Origin of the sequence: Halomonas sp. SH5A2 (genome assembly GCF_014263395.1) — a bacterium.
Taxonomy (GTDB): Bacteria; Pseudomonadota; Gammaproteobacteria; order Pseudomonadales; family Halomonadaceae; genus Vreelandella.
The window spans coordinates 1,286,338-1,301,890 of record NZ_CP058321.1 but is presented as its reverse complement, the minus strand read 5'-3'; the positions used below and the strand labels follow the sequence as shown (position 1 = coordinate 1,301,890).

The following is a 15,553-nucleotide window of genomic DNA, read 5'->3' as shown; positions in this document are numbered from 1 at the left end:
ATATGCCTATAAACCTCTGGAAAACACTCTACTTACACTATCACATAGCCGAGTCTTCCCCGGTTAACTGCCGAACCGCCAGCTCCACACCGCGCAGCTCGGCCAAGCCCCGCATGCGCCCGTAAAGCGAGTAACCGGGTGCCGTATGGCGGTGTTGATCATCAAGCAGTTGATGGCCATGATCCGGGCGCAGCGGTAAACGCGCCCCTCCTTCGCTTTCGCGGCGGCGCTCCTCTTCCACCAGGGCATGTATCACCCCGACCATATCCACATCCCCTGCCAAGTGCGGCGCCTCGTAGAAAGACAGGGAATGAGTTTCGCGCTGCGTGGCACGCAGATGGATAAAGTGAATATGCGCGGCAAAGTGTCGAGTCATGGTCACCAAATCAATGTCTTGTCGGACGCCGTAAGAGCCTGTGCAAAGCGTCAGGCCGTTGGAGGGGCTCGGAACGCGATCGACTATCCACTGAGCATCTTCGCGCGTTGACACAACTCTAGGCAGGCCCAGCAGTGGCCGTGGCGGGTCATCCGGATGAATAGCCATACGAATGCCCACTTCTTCCGCTACCGGAATAACCGCCTCAAGGAAGTCGCCTAGGTTTTCCCGAAGCCGGGCAGCGTCAATATCGGCGTACTCTTCCAACACGGCACGAAACTGCTCTAGGGTGTAATGCTCTTCGGCACCCGGTAGCCCGGCGATCAACGTATTGACTAATTTGTCACGGTCAGCGCTATCCAGTCCCTCCAGATAGCGGCGTGCCTGAACTTTCTCATCCGCGCTGTACGCTTTCTCAGCACCGGGTCGTTGGAGCAGGTAAAGATCAAACGCCGCAAAAGCCACCTGGTCAAAGCGCAGTGCCAAGGCGCCATCCGGCAGTTCATAGGTCAGATCAGTTCGCGTCCAATCGAGCACCGGCATAAAGTTGTAGCAAACAGTATCAATACCGCAGGCAGCCAGGTTGCGCAGCGTCTGGCAATAGCTTTCGATCAGCGCGTCACGTTCGGGTAAGCCTTTTTTGATCGCCTCATGTACCGGTACACTCTCCACCACCGACCATGTCAGGCCAGCCGCTTCGATCATCTGCTGACGTTCACGTATCGCCTCAACCGACCACACCTGATCATTGGGCACCTCATGCAGTGCCGTAACGATACCGGTTGCGCCTGTCTGACGTATTTCTTCCAGGCGAATCGCATCATTAGGGCCGAACCAGCGCCAAGTATGCTCCATGGGTATCTCCTTTTAGTTACGCTCAAGCGCCGCAAGCGCCTCATTAAGCCCCTCTTGGGTCAACGTCTGATAAGCGGTTACCACTGCCTGGGCAAACTCTTGATCCGTTGCCAGCTCATTGGGCACCACATCGTCCATGGCTAAATAGGCTTCGACCAGATCGCTGGGATCGTTACCATGCGCTTGGTGCAGTTCTGCAAAGCGCTTGGCCAGCGGGTCATCCACGGGGTAATGATGACCTTGCAGATCTTCGCCCGCGGTGTAACGAATCCAGGCCGCCATCCCCAATGCCACGCAGGGAGACGATTGCCCCGCTGCGCTTCGTTGTCGCGCGCCGGAGAGCCAGCGTTGCGGGAGCTTTTGGCTGCCATCCATGGCGATTTGCTGCAGACGATGACGCAAACTGTCGTTAGCAAAACGTGCCAGCAGCGAGTCGGCATAGGCGTTTAAATCGATGCCTTCCGGCATCTCAAGGGTAGGCGCCGCCTCTTCGAGCATATAGCGGCGTAACAGCGCCTGCAGCTTGGCGTGATTGACACCGTCGAAGACCGTTTCAATCCCCGCCAATGCGCCCAGGTAAGCCAGCAGCGAATGACTACCGTTGAGCATGCGTAGCTTCATGGTTTCAAACGGCGCCACATCGGCGACCATCTCAACGCCCTCAGCTTCCCAGTTCGGCCGCCCTGATGGAAAGTTGTCTTCCACCACCCACTGGGTGAAGGCCTCGCACACCACAGCGTTGGAATCCTTGATGCCTAGTGCGGCTAAACGCTCAAAGTCCGCGTCCGTCATCGCGGGCACAATGCGATCCACCATGCTGCAGGGAAACGCTACTTCATCGGCGATCCATTTTGCCAACGCCACGTCACGCTGCTCGGCAAGCTGAACCACCGCTTGGCGTGTTCGCTTACCGTTATCCGGCATGTTGTCGCATGAGAGCACGGTAAAGGGAGTAATGCCTGCTTCGCGCCGCCGGGCCAATGCTTCCACCAATAGTCCTGGTGCGGTACGCGGCTGCTGGGGCGAGGCGATATCGCCGATGATCATCGGGTCATCGACTCTTAACTCACCGCTGGCGGGGTTTAGAAAATAGCCTTTTTCGGTCACTGTTAAGGTGACTATACGGGTATCCGCAGACGCCATTCGTGCCAGCAGTGCCTCGCGGTCGCGCCCCCAGCGACCCGCACTATCCTGGCCTGAAAACAGCGTCTCTTCGATCACGCCAACTTCACGCAGTGTGAGGGTTTCGGTGTCAGTGTATTCGGCGACATGGTAACGATGCCCTGCCGCGCGCAATCCATCGACCAAGCCAACACTTGAACGCAGGTTAGCGCTGCATACCCCCCAGGTAGCGTCGCCGCTACGCTGGCGATAACGCTCTAGATACACCGCCTGATGGGCTCGGTGGAAGGCACCTAGACCAAGATGAACGACGCCAATCTGTCCGCTTTTGGGTGAGGTTTCAAAACGGTGTAAAGGCATAGTCAATGACTCCCCATTAGCAAGTTAAGCAACCAAAGCGAATCGCGGAAACATAAGTACCAACGCCAGCCCGGCTCGGTTGCATATCGCAAGCCGCACAGTCAGTGGACACCACAGCCCGACCACCGACAAATCCTTGACGGAGCTGGGTCGCTCATATAAACGTATAGCATGGTGGTATGATAGCTATACCATTAGACCAAGGCTAGCCCTGAGCTCGACGGTATGCGAACCGCCTGGCGCGATTTGGAGAAGACGATGGAACTTATCAATGACTACCCAATGGTGATCAGCCTGGACCCTGATGACAATGTGGGCGTTGCCACCCGGAATATCGCCGAAGGGCTGTCGCTTGGCCAAACGTTAGGGGCTGCACGAGAAAACATCATGGCTGGCCACAAGGTGGCGCTGGTCGATATCGAGGTAAATACCCCCGTCGTTAAGTATGGGCAGGTGATAGGCCGCGCCAGCCAGCCGATCTGCGCGGGCGACCATGTTCACACGCATAATCTGGCCATGCTGGAGCGTGATACCTCGCTTGACGATTTCACGCCGGCCGCACCGACACCCGTTATTGAGAGCGCCCTGACCTTCAATGGCTTTCACCGCAGTGATGGGCGCGTCGGCACACGGAATTACATTGGCATCGTGGCCACGGTCAATTGCTCGGCAACCGTGGTTAAAGCCACCGCAGATCATCTCAACGAGACGGCAGGGCTTGAGAAACTCGGCTTCGATGGCGTGGTGCCCGTCACGCATGGGTCAGGCTGCGCCATGAACACCGAGTCTGAGGGGTTTGCCTTTCTGGAGAGAGTCGTCACCGGCTATGCGGTGAATCCGAATTTCGCGTTTGTGATCGTGATCGGCCTTGGCTGCGAGAGCAACCAGGTCAAAGCCCTGGTCGACAAATACGGGATGACGGACAGCAAACGCCTCGACTACTTCAACATTCAGGGGGCGGGTGGAACACGTGCCAGTATTAAACTGGCCAGCGACAAGATACTCGCCATGGCGAATGCGCATGCGCATACCCCGCGCAAACCGGCGCCACTCAAACACCTCACCGTTGCCCTGCAGTGTGGGGGTTCCGATGGCTATTCGGGCATAACCGCCAACCCTGCGCTGGGTTATGCGGCCGACCTCATCGTCCGGCATGGAGGTAGCGTCATTCTGGCCGAAACCCCCGAGATTTACGGTGCCGAACACCTGTTACTCAACCGGGCGGTCGATGTGAGCATTGCACGCAAGCTACTCGAGCGTATCGCCTGGTGGAAGCACTACACCTGGATCAATGGCGCAGAGCTGAACAACAACCCCTCGCCGGGTAACAAAGCTGGCGGCCTGTCCACAATACTCGAGAAGTCACTGGGCGCTGTTTCCAAGAGCGGCTCCTCAAGCCTCAGCGATGTACTCGAGTATGCCGAACCCATCAAAAAGCCCGGTTTCAATTTCATGGACAGCCCGGGCTACGACCCGGTCTCCGTGACGGGACAGATTGCTTCCGGGTCGACGATCGTGTGCTTTACCACCGGGAGAGGCTCCGTATCGGGCTTCAAGCCGGCGCCCTGTATCAAGCTTGCCACCAATACCGCCATGTTTGACGCCATGTCGGAAGATATGGATATCAATTGCGGCGGCATCATTGACGGTGATGCCACGGTCAGAAGCTGTGGCGAAGCGATATTCGAGAAGATCATCGCTATCGCCTCTGGTGAAGAAACAGCCAGCGAATCCCTGGGCTATGGCAGCAACGAGTTCGTGCCGTGGATGGTGGGCGCTGTTATCTGATCAGCAAGGGTCTCGCTGTCACATCTATTCACCGCCGACGACAATTTGGCAATGGCTTGAGATTGGGCCATACTCAAACACAGATATCATCCTATTATGCTGTCATACAACCTATCCTGGCATAGAACAAGAACAGGCCAATAGGTCTCAACAACCATGATCACGGAACCTGCCATGCGATTGAATAACAAGACGGCCCTGATCACCGCAGCGGGCCAGGGCATCGGCCGGGCCACAGCCCTGCGATTCGCTGCTGAAGGCGCAAAGGTCATCGCCACGGATATCAATCAAGACACCCTGGCCGAGTTGGCTGGCACCCCCGGAATCGAGACCCGCCAACTGGACGTACTGGATACTGCCGCCATCGAGGCACTGGCCGATGAGCTCGGCCCTGTCGACATCCTTTTCAATTGCGCAGGTTTCGTGGCGAACGGTTCATTGCTGGAAGGTAGCGACGACGATTGGGAGCTGTCGCTTTCGCTCAATGTGATGGCCATGGTGCGCATGACGCGTGCCGTGCTACCCGCCATGCTCAACAACGGTGGTGGCAGCATCATCAACATGGCCTCCGTGGCCTCGAGCCTCAAGGGGGTACCCAACCGCTGCGCCTACGGCACCACCAAGGCCGCGGTTCTGGGGCTGACCAAGTCGGTGGCAGCCGACTATATCGGCCAAGGCATCCGCTGCAACGCCATTTGCCCAGGCACCGTGGACTCACCTTCGCTGCGCCAGCGCATTCGCGCCCAGGCCGAAAAGCAGGGCCGCGATGAGGATGACGTTTACGCCGAGTTCAACGCCCGACAACCCTTGGGCCGCCTGGGTAGCGCCGACGAGATTGCGGCGCTTGCCATCTATCTGGCCGCCGACGAATCCGCCTATACCACCGGCACTACCCAGATCATTGATGGCGGCTGGTTGAACTGATCATGCCTCGTTAGATATTGCTAACCAACGACATAAATTCAAATTTATATAAGGAGCAAGCATGAAATTACTGCGCTTCGGCCCTCCGGGACACGAAAAACCCGGCCTGCTGGACTCTCAAGGAGTTATTCGCGACCTCTCCGCCCATCTGCCCGATCTCGATGGCCCCCACCTCGGCCGTGACCGCCTGGCGATATTGGCTGAGCTCGACCCAACCACCTTGCCGGAAGTGCCTCAGGATACACGCCTAGGCCCCTGCGTCAGCGGTGTCGGCAAATTCCTGTGCATCGGCCTCAACTACTCCGACCATGCCGCCGAAACCGGTGCCCAGGTACCGCCCGAGCCGGTGGTGTTCAACAAATGGACAAGCGCCATCTGCGGTCCGGATGACAACGTCATCATCCCGCGTGATTCGCAGAAAACCGATTGGGAAGTCGAGCTGGGCGTGGTGATCGGTGAAGGCGGCAAATACATCGCCGAGGCCGACGCCATGAAGCATGTGGCCGGCTATTGCGTGATCAACGATGTTTCCGAGCGCGAGTTCCAGCTCGAGCGCAGCGGTACCTGGGACAAGGGCAAGGGCTGCGACACCTTCGGCCCCATGGGGCCCTGGCTGGTCACGCCCGACGAGGTGGCCAACCCGCATGAACTGGATATGTGGCTCGAAGTAGATGGTAAGCGCTACCAGGACGGCAGCACCCGAACCATGGTGTACCAGATTCCTTTTCTGATCAGCTACCTGAGCCGCTTCATGAGCCTTCAGCCGGGTGATGTGATCTCGACCGGCACCCCGCCGGGCGTCGGCATGGGACAGAAACCATCGGTCTACCTTCGCCCAGGCCAACGCATGCGCCTGGGGATTGAGGGGCTTGGCGAACAGAACCAGCAAGTGGTCGCCGACGAACCGAGCTGAAACGCAACCGTCAGTATCCACCTCGCCATCGATATAAGGAGGGCCAAGCCATGCGCAGCATTGTCTGTACGCAACCCGGCTTGATGGAACACGATGATCGTGAAGCGCCTGCCTGCGGCGCCGGTGAGGCCCTGCTGCGCATTCGCCGGGTCGGCATCTGTGGCACCGATATCCATGCCTTCGGCGGCAATCAGCCGTATTTTTCCTATCCGCGTGTACTGGGGCACGAACTGGCTGGCGAGATCGTGCAGGTAGGCGATAACCAACATCAGGCACTGGTGGGCCAGAACGCTTCAGTTATCCCCTACCTGCATTGCGGTGAATGCCGCGCCTGCCAACGGGGGCTCACCAACTGCTGCCAGCATATCAAGGTCATCGGTGTGCATCGCGACGGCGGTATGTGCGACATGCTGGTGGTGCCTGTCGACCACTTAATGCTTTCCCCCACCCTGTCGCTGGACCAGCTCGCGATGATGGAATGCCTGGCCATCGGCGCCCACGCCGTGCGTCGCAGCGCGCTGGCTCAAGATGAATTGGCCGTCGTGGTAGGTGCGGGTCCGATTGGCATGGGGGTGGCGCAGTTCGCTCGGGAGTGCGGTGCCCGCGTGGTGGTTGTCGATACCAACGAACAGCGGCTGGCCTTCTGCCGCGAGACATTGCATATCGAGCACACGCTGAATCCCCTGCAACACGATACGCTAGCGCAACTGGAGACCCTGAGCGACGGCGCGCTGGCAGACGTGGTCTTCGACGCTACCGGCAATCCCGAGGCCATGCAGCGGGGCTTCGACCTGGTCGGCCAGGCGGGACGCTACGTCCTGGTCAGTATCGTCAAAGCGGACATCACTTTTCACGACCCTGACTTTCACCGCAAGGAAATGACCCTGCTCAGCAGCCGCAATGCCACACGCGAGGATTTCACCTGGGTCGCGACACTGATGGAAGCCGGCAGACTGCAAGACACAGCGATGATCACGCACCGCGAAGAGCTCGATGCAGTCCCAGAGCGAATGCCGGCGTGGTGTGATCCTGCTACTGGCGTCATCAAGGCAATGATCCACCTTGACCGCTAGATCCCATTCATGGAGAGGCAGCCTGCTATTCCTTGCAATTACTCAGGCGTCGAGGACAGGCGTTCTTTGAGCTGCATGTAGGTACCATAGTGGCGGTCCAGGTGGCGGCGCATGGCTGCCTCGGCGGCATCGGGGTCGCGCGACTCAATGGCCTCGATGATTTCGGTATGCGCCGCTGTAGCGGCCTTATCTTCGTCTTTTTGCTGCAGCACTTGTGCACGACGGTCGTCAAGCCATTCGGAGAGTGCCACATGAATAGCATCGAAAATAGGGTTACGCCCGATACTGGCCAGCACCCCATGAAATTCATTATCTGAGCGTTTGAAACGCGCCTCGTCACCGATAGCATCGCGATTGTCCTGCAAGGCATCGCGCAAGCGCTGAAGATCGTCTTCGCTGGCATTGACGGCGGCGTAACGCGCCAGTGATATCTCGAACATGGCGCGGGCTTCCTGGAAATACTGCTGCCCATCAGGCTTGGAGAGCAGTTGCCGGGTCACCCCTGAAAGGCGTGACATCACTGCTTCTGCCGTAGGACGAATAACGCGCGCACGGGTCCCGCTATTGATGGCGATCAGGCCCAGCCGCTGCAGGTAGAACAACGCTTCGCGCACCGCCGGACGACCCACCCCAAACTGCTCCATCAGCTCTCGCTCTGAAGGCAATTGCGCATTTTCGCTCAAACGTCCTTCGAGGATCTCGGTTTCCAACTGCTCGGCAACCTGCTCGGATAGTGTCTTGCGGTCTACCTGATATCGACTCATGCACGCCTTCTCCTGACTGTCCCTGATGAAGAAAACCGACCTTTCTCCACCACTTATGGTCATATTTTACCGCATTTTGACCCCGTTTCGGGGCAAGAGTGGCGTCTTTTTCAGCGCACTGGCGTCAGCGGTTCAACCTCGAACTGCTCGGCCAGCGCGGCATAAGCGGCCTGATTAGCCCTGTCCAGGGGGATACCATCAGCATCCCGAAGGCCAAGACACCGCCACTCCCGGTCTCCTGGCGCCAGCACTTCTGCCCCCTCGTTGGCGGGCTGGGCACGGAGGTCCTCAAGGTACTCGCGCAGACACACTTCAAAGGAGGCATTGTCATTAAAGGCATCAGGGTTCATTGCCAGAAAAAAGTGCCCGACTCCTCGTGGCGTCGCCATATCAGGCCCGCCCATCGGCAAAAGACGGAAACCATTAAGCATGCCCGAAAGTGTCGAACTCAATATTTCGACCATGCCGCCAAGCCCCGCCCCCTTGAAGCCAAAATCAGTACCACCCAGTGGTAACAACGCTGAGACGTCGGCCGGGGTCCGGGTTACGCGTCCGGCGTCATCCGCCGCGACCTGATCCGGAAGTTCACGACCGATAGCGCCGTACTGCTGGACGCGATTCCAGGGCACCGAACTGGTCGCCATATCCAGCAGGTAAGGAGCTTGCCCATTGACCGGTGCGGCAAAGGCAATCGGATTGGTTCCATGAAACGGCGACCGCCCCCCGTGCAACAAGACGAAAGGGTCGGAGTTACAGAAGGCCATACCGATCAACCCGCGTTTAGCGGCCGCCAGAGCGTAGCAACCGGCAGCGCCAAAATGGGATGAATTGCCCACCGCCACCGCGCCAAGCCCCACTTTTTCGGCCATGTCAGCAGCATGCGCCATTGCCGTGTAGCCCGCCAAATGCCCCAGGCCGTCATCGGCATCCAGATACCCGGTGGCTGGCAGGCGTTGGGTAAAGTGCATCTCGGGCCGGCCATTGATACGCCCACCTTGCAATGCCTGAATATAGTGCGGGAGTAGCCGCAATCCGTGGCTGTCCGTCCCCATACGCGAGGCCATGACCAGTGCACGAGTCACAGCCTGGGCGGAGGCCGTGTCCGCTCCCGCTCGCTTTAGAACACGTTCAATAAAACCTTCTAGGTCAGCCACGGCAACGCGAAAATCCGGCGAATCGATTGTCATCGACAGTCAGCTCCTTGGGTCAAACTCAACGGTAAACCAATGTCGGCAGCCACAGCGAAATCGCCGGAATGAACGTCACCAGCAGCAGCGAAATCACCAGTGGAATAAGGAATGGCAGCGTGCCGCGCATGCAGCTCTCAAAGGAGATGTTCGAAACGCGTGACAGGACATAAAGCACCATGCCTACCGGCGGTGTCAGCAGACCGATCATCAGATTGAGTACCATGATCACGCCAAAGTGCACGGGATCGACACCGGCAGAGACAGCCACCGGCAGCAGAACGGGCACCAGGATAGTGATAGCCGCGATGGTCTCCATGAAGCAGCCGACCAGGATCAGCACCAGATTGATGATGATCAGCAGCGCGATGGGATTATCGGCAAAGGGTCCCAAAAGTCCCATGACATGCTGAGTGACCTGGTTGCTGCTCATGATCCAGGCAAAGATCGAAGCGCCCGCCACAATCAGCAGAATGACGGCTGTCGTCTCGATGGTTTCCATGCTGACCTTCATCAGGCGACGCCAGGTGAGGATTCTATACACCACCCCGCCCAGGAAAAGCGCATAGACCACCGCCGCGATGGCGGCCTCGGTGGGGGTAAAGACACCCGAGATGATGCCACCGACGATGATCACCGGCGTCAAAAGGGACAGGAAAGCACGGCGGAACGTCGTCCATAGGTACGCAATCGAGAATGCGGCATCGCGGGGATAGCCACGACGTTTGGCCATGATCGTGATCATCACCATCAGTGCCACGCCCATCAAGAGGCCAGGGATAAGCCCAGCGGCGAACAGCTGACCGACGGAGACCGATGCCATGACGCCGTAGATGACCATGGGCAAGCTGGGAGGAATAATCGGTCCGATCGTCGAGGATGCCGCCGTGATGCCCACCGAGAACTCCTGATCGTAGCCTGCATCGCGCATGGCCTTGATCTCGATGGTACCCAAACCACCGGCGTCAGCCACCGCCGCACCTGACATGCCGGAAAAGACGATGCTGGCCCCCACATTGACATGGCCCAGGCCGCCCCGCATCCAGCCCATCAACGCCTTGGCAAAATCAAAAATGCGTTTGGTGATCCCCCCATTGTTCATCAGGTTACCGGCCAAAATGAAGAACGGGATTGCCAACAGCGGAAAACTGTCAATACCGTTGATCATGCGATGCACGACCACCACATCGGGCACGCGTCCGGTGAGGTAGACATACAGCAGACAGGAACCCGCCAGGCTGATGGCAATCGGCACGCCCAGCAGCAACATGGTGAACAGCGCGGCAAACAGAAACAGCAGATACTCGCCGAAGAAAGCCAGGGTCAGACAACCCGATACCGCAAGCGCGGCAATCAGGGGTGAAACCAGCGCCCCCCGAGGGCGCACAGCCAGGAAATTGGACATGGGTAAGAACTCCGGCCAATGTTGTCGTTATGGGAGGTCAGGATGCGAGGAGCTACAATTGCGCCAGCGAAGAATCGCTATCTGGATCGCCCGCCCCAACATCAAGATGAAACCCAATAGCACCAGGTAGTAGAGAAAACTCTTGGGGATGTCGACAGACGCCATCAACGCCGTCGTCCGGTCGGCGAGTTTCCAGGTGATCCAGGCGCCGGTGGCAAAGAAGGCAATGCTGACAATATCCACGAGGGTCATGAGCAGCCGGCTCATCCAGCCGGGCATATAGCGATAGAAGAATTCGACGGAAATATGCGTCCCCGTGCGGACAGCCATGGAGCCACCCATGAATCCCACGGTCACCAAAAGATAGCGAGCCATCTCTTCCGTCCAGGCGATCGAGTTCCCCAATACGTAGCGGCTGAAGAACTGCATGAACACATCCAGCGCCAGCAGCCAGAACACAATTAGGGTGGCGTAATCTTCGATACCATAGTCGCGCCACTCAAAGGTATCGTCTTCCTCCATCTGGAAGTCGGATGCCTCAGCAGGCCATTTATCGATTGTCATTTGCAAGCTCCGCAGATGACGCCATCCCCCCTTCAAGGGATGGCGTGTCGGCTATGAGGAGAGGCTTACTGACCGAGCGCTTGGAGGCGGTCGTAGGTTTCCTGATCCCAAGTCGCATCTTCACCGGTATGGTACGGCACGGTTGCTTCGCGGAATGGCGTGATGTCGACCTCGTTGACAGTCACCCCTTGATCCTCGAACCAGGCGACGAGATCTTCTTCGGACTGGAGGATGTCTTCAGTGATCTTTTCACCCGCTTCCATGTAGACCTCACGGAAAATCTCGCGGTCCTCTTCGGATAGGCGGTTCCACAGCGGCCCACCGGCGATGGTAATCAGCGAATCGGTGATGTGCCCGGTCAGGTTGATGTAGTCCTGAACCTCGTAGAAGGCTTTGGCGCGAATGGTCGGCAGAGGGTTCTCTTGGGCATCCACGACCCCTTGTTGAAGGGCCAGATAGACTTCGGCGAAGGCGATAGGCGTCGGGTTGGCACCCACGGCCTCGGGGAACATCATGTACATCGGCGCATTGGGCGTGCGGATTTTGAGGCCTTCCATATCCGCCGGCTCGTTAATGGCTTCATTGGAAGTCACATGACGACGCCCATAGTAGTTCATCGCCAGCGGTACGTTGCCGGTCTCATCCTGATAGCCCTGAGCGATCTCGTCGAAAAGATCGCTGTCGGCATAGGCGCGCCAGTGATCGAAATCGCGGAACATGTAGGGGGCTCCGGCTATACCAATGGGGCCGTAAAAACGCCCGGCGAACTGGTTGCCGGTGTAGATAAGATCTACGGTACCCAGTTGGAGACCCTCGTTGATGTCGGCCTCTTTACCCAGCGACGAGGCGGGATGAACCTCGATTTCGTAGCGACCGTCGGTACGCTCCTCGATCTCATCGGCCGCCCACAGCGCCCACTCGTGGTAGGGCTCGGATGTCTCGTAGACGTGGGCGAAATTGAGCGTTTCGGCGAAGGCATACCCGCTTGCCGTCATGCCCGCCAGCAGGAGGGTGCCGGAGGCGAGACGATGGAAGGTTTTGAGTCGGAAGTTAGCGTTACCCATTTTATTGTGCTCCATAACGTGATGATTGGGGAGTTAGGCTTATTGGGTGATTTGAAAATGAGATGATGGACTTCTTGTATACGTGTCATACCATCATAATCAAATCTAGTCGCCAATTCTGGGCAATGCAACCTCTGGATTGGCGTTCATTCCAAGGACCGGAGCAAGCGCACCAGCAACGCCTCGTCGCCGAAGCCACCTGCCTTGGTCAGCAAGGGCCATTCCCGGTTGCCCTGCGGATAGCCGAGTACCATCCCTGGTTCCCACTCGCCGACCACGTCGATATAGCGGGCATCCAGCTTTTTCATCAGCGCACTGGCACAATCGCCACCGGTCATCAGGTACAGACGCTGCCTGGCCGCAACCATGCCCACGGCAAGTGCGTCGGCAAGCGTTGCCGCCACCTCGTTGGCATCACGCGGGGGCGCCTGCGTATCGGGAATTAGCAACAGGCAAGGCAACTCGACCGTCGCCTCGTCGATATCCGTCACGACAGGCAGTTCGGGCGAGGCACGACGCAGCGCCGCCACCTGCTGCCTGGCTCGCTCGCTGCGTGACCCCACCGCCATCCAGAGCCCGGTAAAAGGGGCATGATCACGGGACACCGCCTCACCGAACATGACATGAGCCAGGGCGCGACTCAGCCCCGCCGCACCTACCGCCAACCATTTGTCCTGCTCACCGCCGATTGTGCTGGCCAAGGCTTCCAGGTCCGCATCTGTCTCAACATCGGCCACGCTGTCCGCCATCGGCAGTCGTTGCCCTGGAGCATGGCGCGCCAGAGGTAATCCGGCGTCAGCGAACAGGGCATCCAGCCCACCACTTGGGGGTCGGGAACGTGCGTCACGGGCAAAGTCGGTCGCCTCTAGGGGGTGACCGTACACGAGGATACGGGCATCGCAGGTCGTGCGGCCCTGAGAAGGGACGGCTGGAGCAAGCAACAGTCGTCGACAGCAGGCCCGATGCATCGCCAGACTCTCAGCCACTACCTGGCCGCGCAGGGTCGAGTCGATTTTTTTGAACCACACAGCAGGGGCCAGGCGAGCGAGCACCTGGGTCGCCTGCGTCACGCGCTCTGCCGCTGCCGATGCTGTCAGGTGGCGTGATTCGGTCGTTACCGCGATCACCTCCGGCAGCGCCCCTTGCCACTCGTCCAAGGCAACTTCCAGACTCTCCAGCGCGACGACCACGCGTGTCGTCGCGCCGCGCTGGGCGAAAGGTGCAGCGGCGTCCAGCGCACCGGTCAGATCGTCGGCGACGATCGCGACTCGGCACTCACTCACGCTCATTGGCTCCTGCGACCATGCCGGCCACCAACCGATGCGCGTACGCAATCGCCGCCCCCATGTTGGTCGCATCCGCCTTGCCCTGCCAGGCAATATCGAAGGCAGTACCGTGATCCACAGACGTACGCCGAATCGGCAAACCGAGACTGACGTTCACCGTGGTGTCGAAGGCAATCAGCTTGACGGGGATATGGCCCTGATCGTGATACTGGGCCACCACCAGGTCGAACTCGCCCTTTGACGCGCGAAAGAAGACGGTATCGGCGGAGATCGGGCCACTCACTTCAAACCCGCGCGCCTTGAGGGTCTCGACGGCTGGCGCAATACAGCGGGTGTCTTCGTCGCCGAAAATACCGCCCTCACCACAGTGCGGATTAAGTCCCGCCACCGCGATGCGCGGATTGGCCATTCCCAACGACCTGAGATGCGCGTCACCGGCCTCGACGGTGGCAATGATCCGCTCGGGGGTTACGCGGTCAATGGCCTCCCGCAGCGACACATGGGTCGACACATGCAGGGTCGACAGGTGCTCGGAGGCCAGCAGCATGAACGATGAAGGCGCATCGGTTAACGCAGCCAGCATGCCGGTGTGGCCATCATAATAATGACCGGCCGCATGCAGTGCCGCCTTGTTCAACGGCGCCGTGACGATCACCCCGGCCAGACCGCTCTGCACCAGCTCCACGGCCCTGGCGATGCAGCGAAAGGCCATGTCACCGGCACCGGCACTGATTTCGCCATCAGGAATTTCGACATCGGCGGGTGCTTCCACCACCGCCACTGCCACACAATCTATGTGGGCGTCGGCAATATCCAGAGGCGCGAAATCCAGGTCGGCACCGATGGTTTGCGCGGCCCGTCGAAAGATCGCTGGATCGCCAACCAATAGCGTGCCCGCCCGCGCGGAAGGCGACATATCAGCGACGGCCCGGCAGATGATCTCGGGACCGATACCCGCCGGGTCCCCCATGGTAATCGCGATGTCGTACTGAATATTATTGCTCATGGCATCAATTGCCCGCCGTTGACTTCAATAATTTGCCCAGTGACATAGCCGCTGAGGGCGTCGGTCGCCAGGAACAAATAGGCACCCACACAATCCTCGGCGCTGCCCAGACGACCCTGAGGGATCGAGGCACGCGCGGCTTCCATCTGGGCATCGTTGGAATGACGCGCGTGGAAATCCGTGGTGATCACGCCAGGCGCCACGGCATTGACGCGAATGTTGTCGCCAGCGAGCTCCTTGGCCATGTTGCGGGTCAAGGTCGTGACGAACCCTTTGGCCGAGGCGTAGAGACCTGCGCCAGTGCCACCGCCATTGCGTGCCGCGATCGAGCCGGTATGGATGATATTGCCAGCCCCGGCCTGGCGCAGATAAGGCAGCGCCGCTCGACTGGCCATGACGACCGAACGGGCGTTGAGGTCCATGACGCGGTCGTATTGCTCATCATCCATCTCGTCCAGGCTGACGCGCCCCAGCATATCGCCGGCGTTGTTGATCAACAGATCGAGCCCACCGAGTTGCTCTGCCGCCTGATCGACGATCGCGGTGGCTTCTTTAGTGCGACTGATATCGCCTTGAATTAGAAAGGCCTCGCCACCCGCTTGGCGGATATCGTCGCAGACCGCCTGGGCTGGCACTTCACTACGGTGATAATGCACCGCCACGCGCGCCCCAAGTCCACCGAGCCGCCTGGCAACGGCCGCACCGATTCCCCGGCTCGAACCGGTCACCAATATTCGTTTGCCCTTCATTTCATCAAACATGCTGCACTCCTGATTGGTTATCGTGTGGCAATCGCCATTTGGCTGCGATAAGGTTTATGGCATACCTTTCATACATCATGACATTGCTTGCATCATAGGTGAAAG

Annotated in this window: 14 protein-coding genes; 4 read left to right on the top strand and 10 right to left on the bottom strand. The window is 58.9% G+C overall.

Translation table 11 applies throughout. The features are described from left to right. Nucleotides 1–40: 40 nt before the first annotated feature. A complete protein-coding gene (uxuA, locus tag HXW73_RS06060) occupies nt 41–1,231 on the bottom strand; it encodes a mannonate dehydratase (protein ID WP_186255355.1) in 1,191 nt (396 codons plus the stop codon). 12 nt (nt 1,232–1,243) lie between these two features. Continuing rightward, nucleotides 1,244–2,713 (bottom strand): mannitol dehydrogenase family protein, encoded by a 1,470-nt coding sequence (locus HXW73_RS06055; protein WP_186255354.1) that lies wholly within the window; start codon nt 2,711–2,713, stop codon nt 1,244–1,246. 258 nt (nt 2,714–2,971) lie between these two features. Between HXW73_RS06055 and HXW73_RS06050 the strand changes: the two genes are divergently transcribed. From HXW73_RS06050 to HXW73_RS06035, 4 genes are all read left to right on the top strand, one after another. Then, nucleotides 2,972–4,501 carry a UxaA family hydrolase gene (locus HXW73_RS06050; RefSeq protein WP_186255353.1) on the top strand — a complete coding sequence of 510 codons (1,530 nt, stop codon included), beginning with the start codon at nt 2,972–2,974 and terminating at the stop codon, nt 4,499–4,501. 174 nt (nt 4,502–4,675) lie between these two features. After that, the gene (locus HXW73_RS06045; RefSeq protein WP_186255352.1) at nt 4,676–5,425 is read left to right on the top strand and encodes an SDR family oxidoreductase; all 750 of its coding nucleotides are present in this window, start codon (nt 4,676–4,678) and stop codon (nt 5,423–5,425) included. A gap of 61 nt (nt 5,426–5,486) precedes the next feature. After that, nucleotides 5,487–6,338, top strand: coding sequence for a fumarylacetoacetate hydrolase family protein (locus HXW73_RS06040; RefSeq protein ID WP_186255351.1), 852 nt, complete (start codon nt 5,487–5,489; stop codon nt 6,336–6,338). Between the two features lie 50 nt (nt 6,339–6,388). After that, entirely contained in the window at nt 6,389–7,411 is a 1,023-nt protein-coding gene (locus HXW73_RS06035; protein WP_186255350.1) for a zinc-binding alcohol dehydrogenase family protein, read from the top strand. A 38-nt stretch (nt 7,412–7,449) separates the two neighbouring features. Here HXW73_RS06035 and nanR read toward each other — a convergent pair whose 3' ends face one another. The 8 genes from nanR to HXW73_RS05995 form a co-directional block, all read right to left on the bottom strand. Then, complete coding sequence (nanR, locus tag HXW73_RS06030) at nt 7,450–8,175, bottom strand: transcriptional regulator NanR (protein ID WP_186255349.1); 726 nt, start codon at nt 8,173–8,175, stop codon at nt 7,450–7,452. A 110-nt stretch (nt 8,176–8,285) separates the two neighbouring features. After that, on the bottom strand, nt 8,286–9,362 hold the full coding sequence (locus HXW73_RS06025; protein ID WP_186255348.1) for an Ldh family oxidoreductase: 1,077 nt from the start codon (nt 9,360–9,362) through the stop codon (nt 8,286–8,288). Between the two features lie 25 nt (nt 9,363–9,387). Then, nucleotides 9,388–10,767 (bottom strand): TRAP transporter large permease, encoded by a 1,380-nt coding sequence (locus tag HXW73_RS06020; RefSeq protein WP_186255347.1) that lies wholly within the window; start codon nt 10,765–10,767, stop codon nt 9,388–9,390. A gap of 27 nt (nt 10,768–10,794) precedes the next feature. After that, nucleotides 10,795–11,331 carry a TRAP transporter small permease gene (locus HXW73_RS06015; RefSeq protein ID WP_186255346.1) on the bottom strand — a complete coding sequence of 179 codons (537 nt, stop codon included), beginning with the start codon at nt 11,329–11,331 and terminating at the stop codon, nt 10,795–10,797. Between the two features lie 65 nt (nt 11,332–11,396). Then, nucleotides 11,397–12,395 carry a sialic acid TRAP transporter substrate-binding protein SiaP gene (locus HXW73_RS06010; protein ID WP_186255345.1) on the bottom strand — a complete coding sequence of 333 codons (999 nt, stop codon included), beginning with the start codon at nt 12,393–12,395 and terminating at the stop codon, nt 11,397–11,399. A gap of 146 nt (nt 12,396–12,541) precedes the next feature. Further along, nucleotides 12,542–13,678 carry a four-carbon acid sugar kinase family protein gene (locus HXW73_RS06005; protein WP_186255344.1) on the bottom strand — a complete coding sequence of 379 codons (1,137 nt, stop codon included), beginning with the start codon at nt 13,676–13,678 and terminating at the stop codon, nt 12,542–12,544. After that, entirely contained in the window at nt 13,671–14,687 is a 1,017-nt protein-coding gene (gene pdxA / locus HXW73_RS06000; RefSeq protein WP_186255343.1) for a 4-hydroxythreonine-4-phosphate dehydrogenase PdxA, read from the bottom strand. The genes HXW73_RS06005 and pdxA overlap by 8 nt, the downstream gene beginning before the upstream one ends. After that, nucleotides 14,684–15,448, bottom strand: coding sequence for an SDR family NAD(P)-dependent oxidoreductase (locus HXW73_RS05995; protein ID WP_186255342.1), 765 nt, complete (start codon nt 15,446–15,448; stop codon nt 14,684–14,686). Before HXW73_RS05995 ends, pdxA begins: the two co-directional genes overlap by 4 nt. Nucleotides 15,449–15,553: the final 105 nt, after the last annotated feature.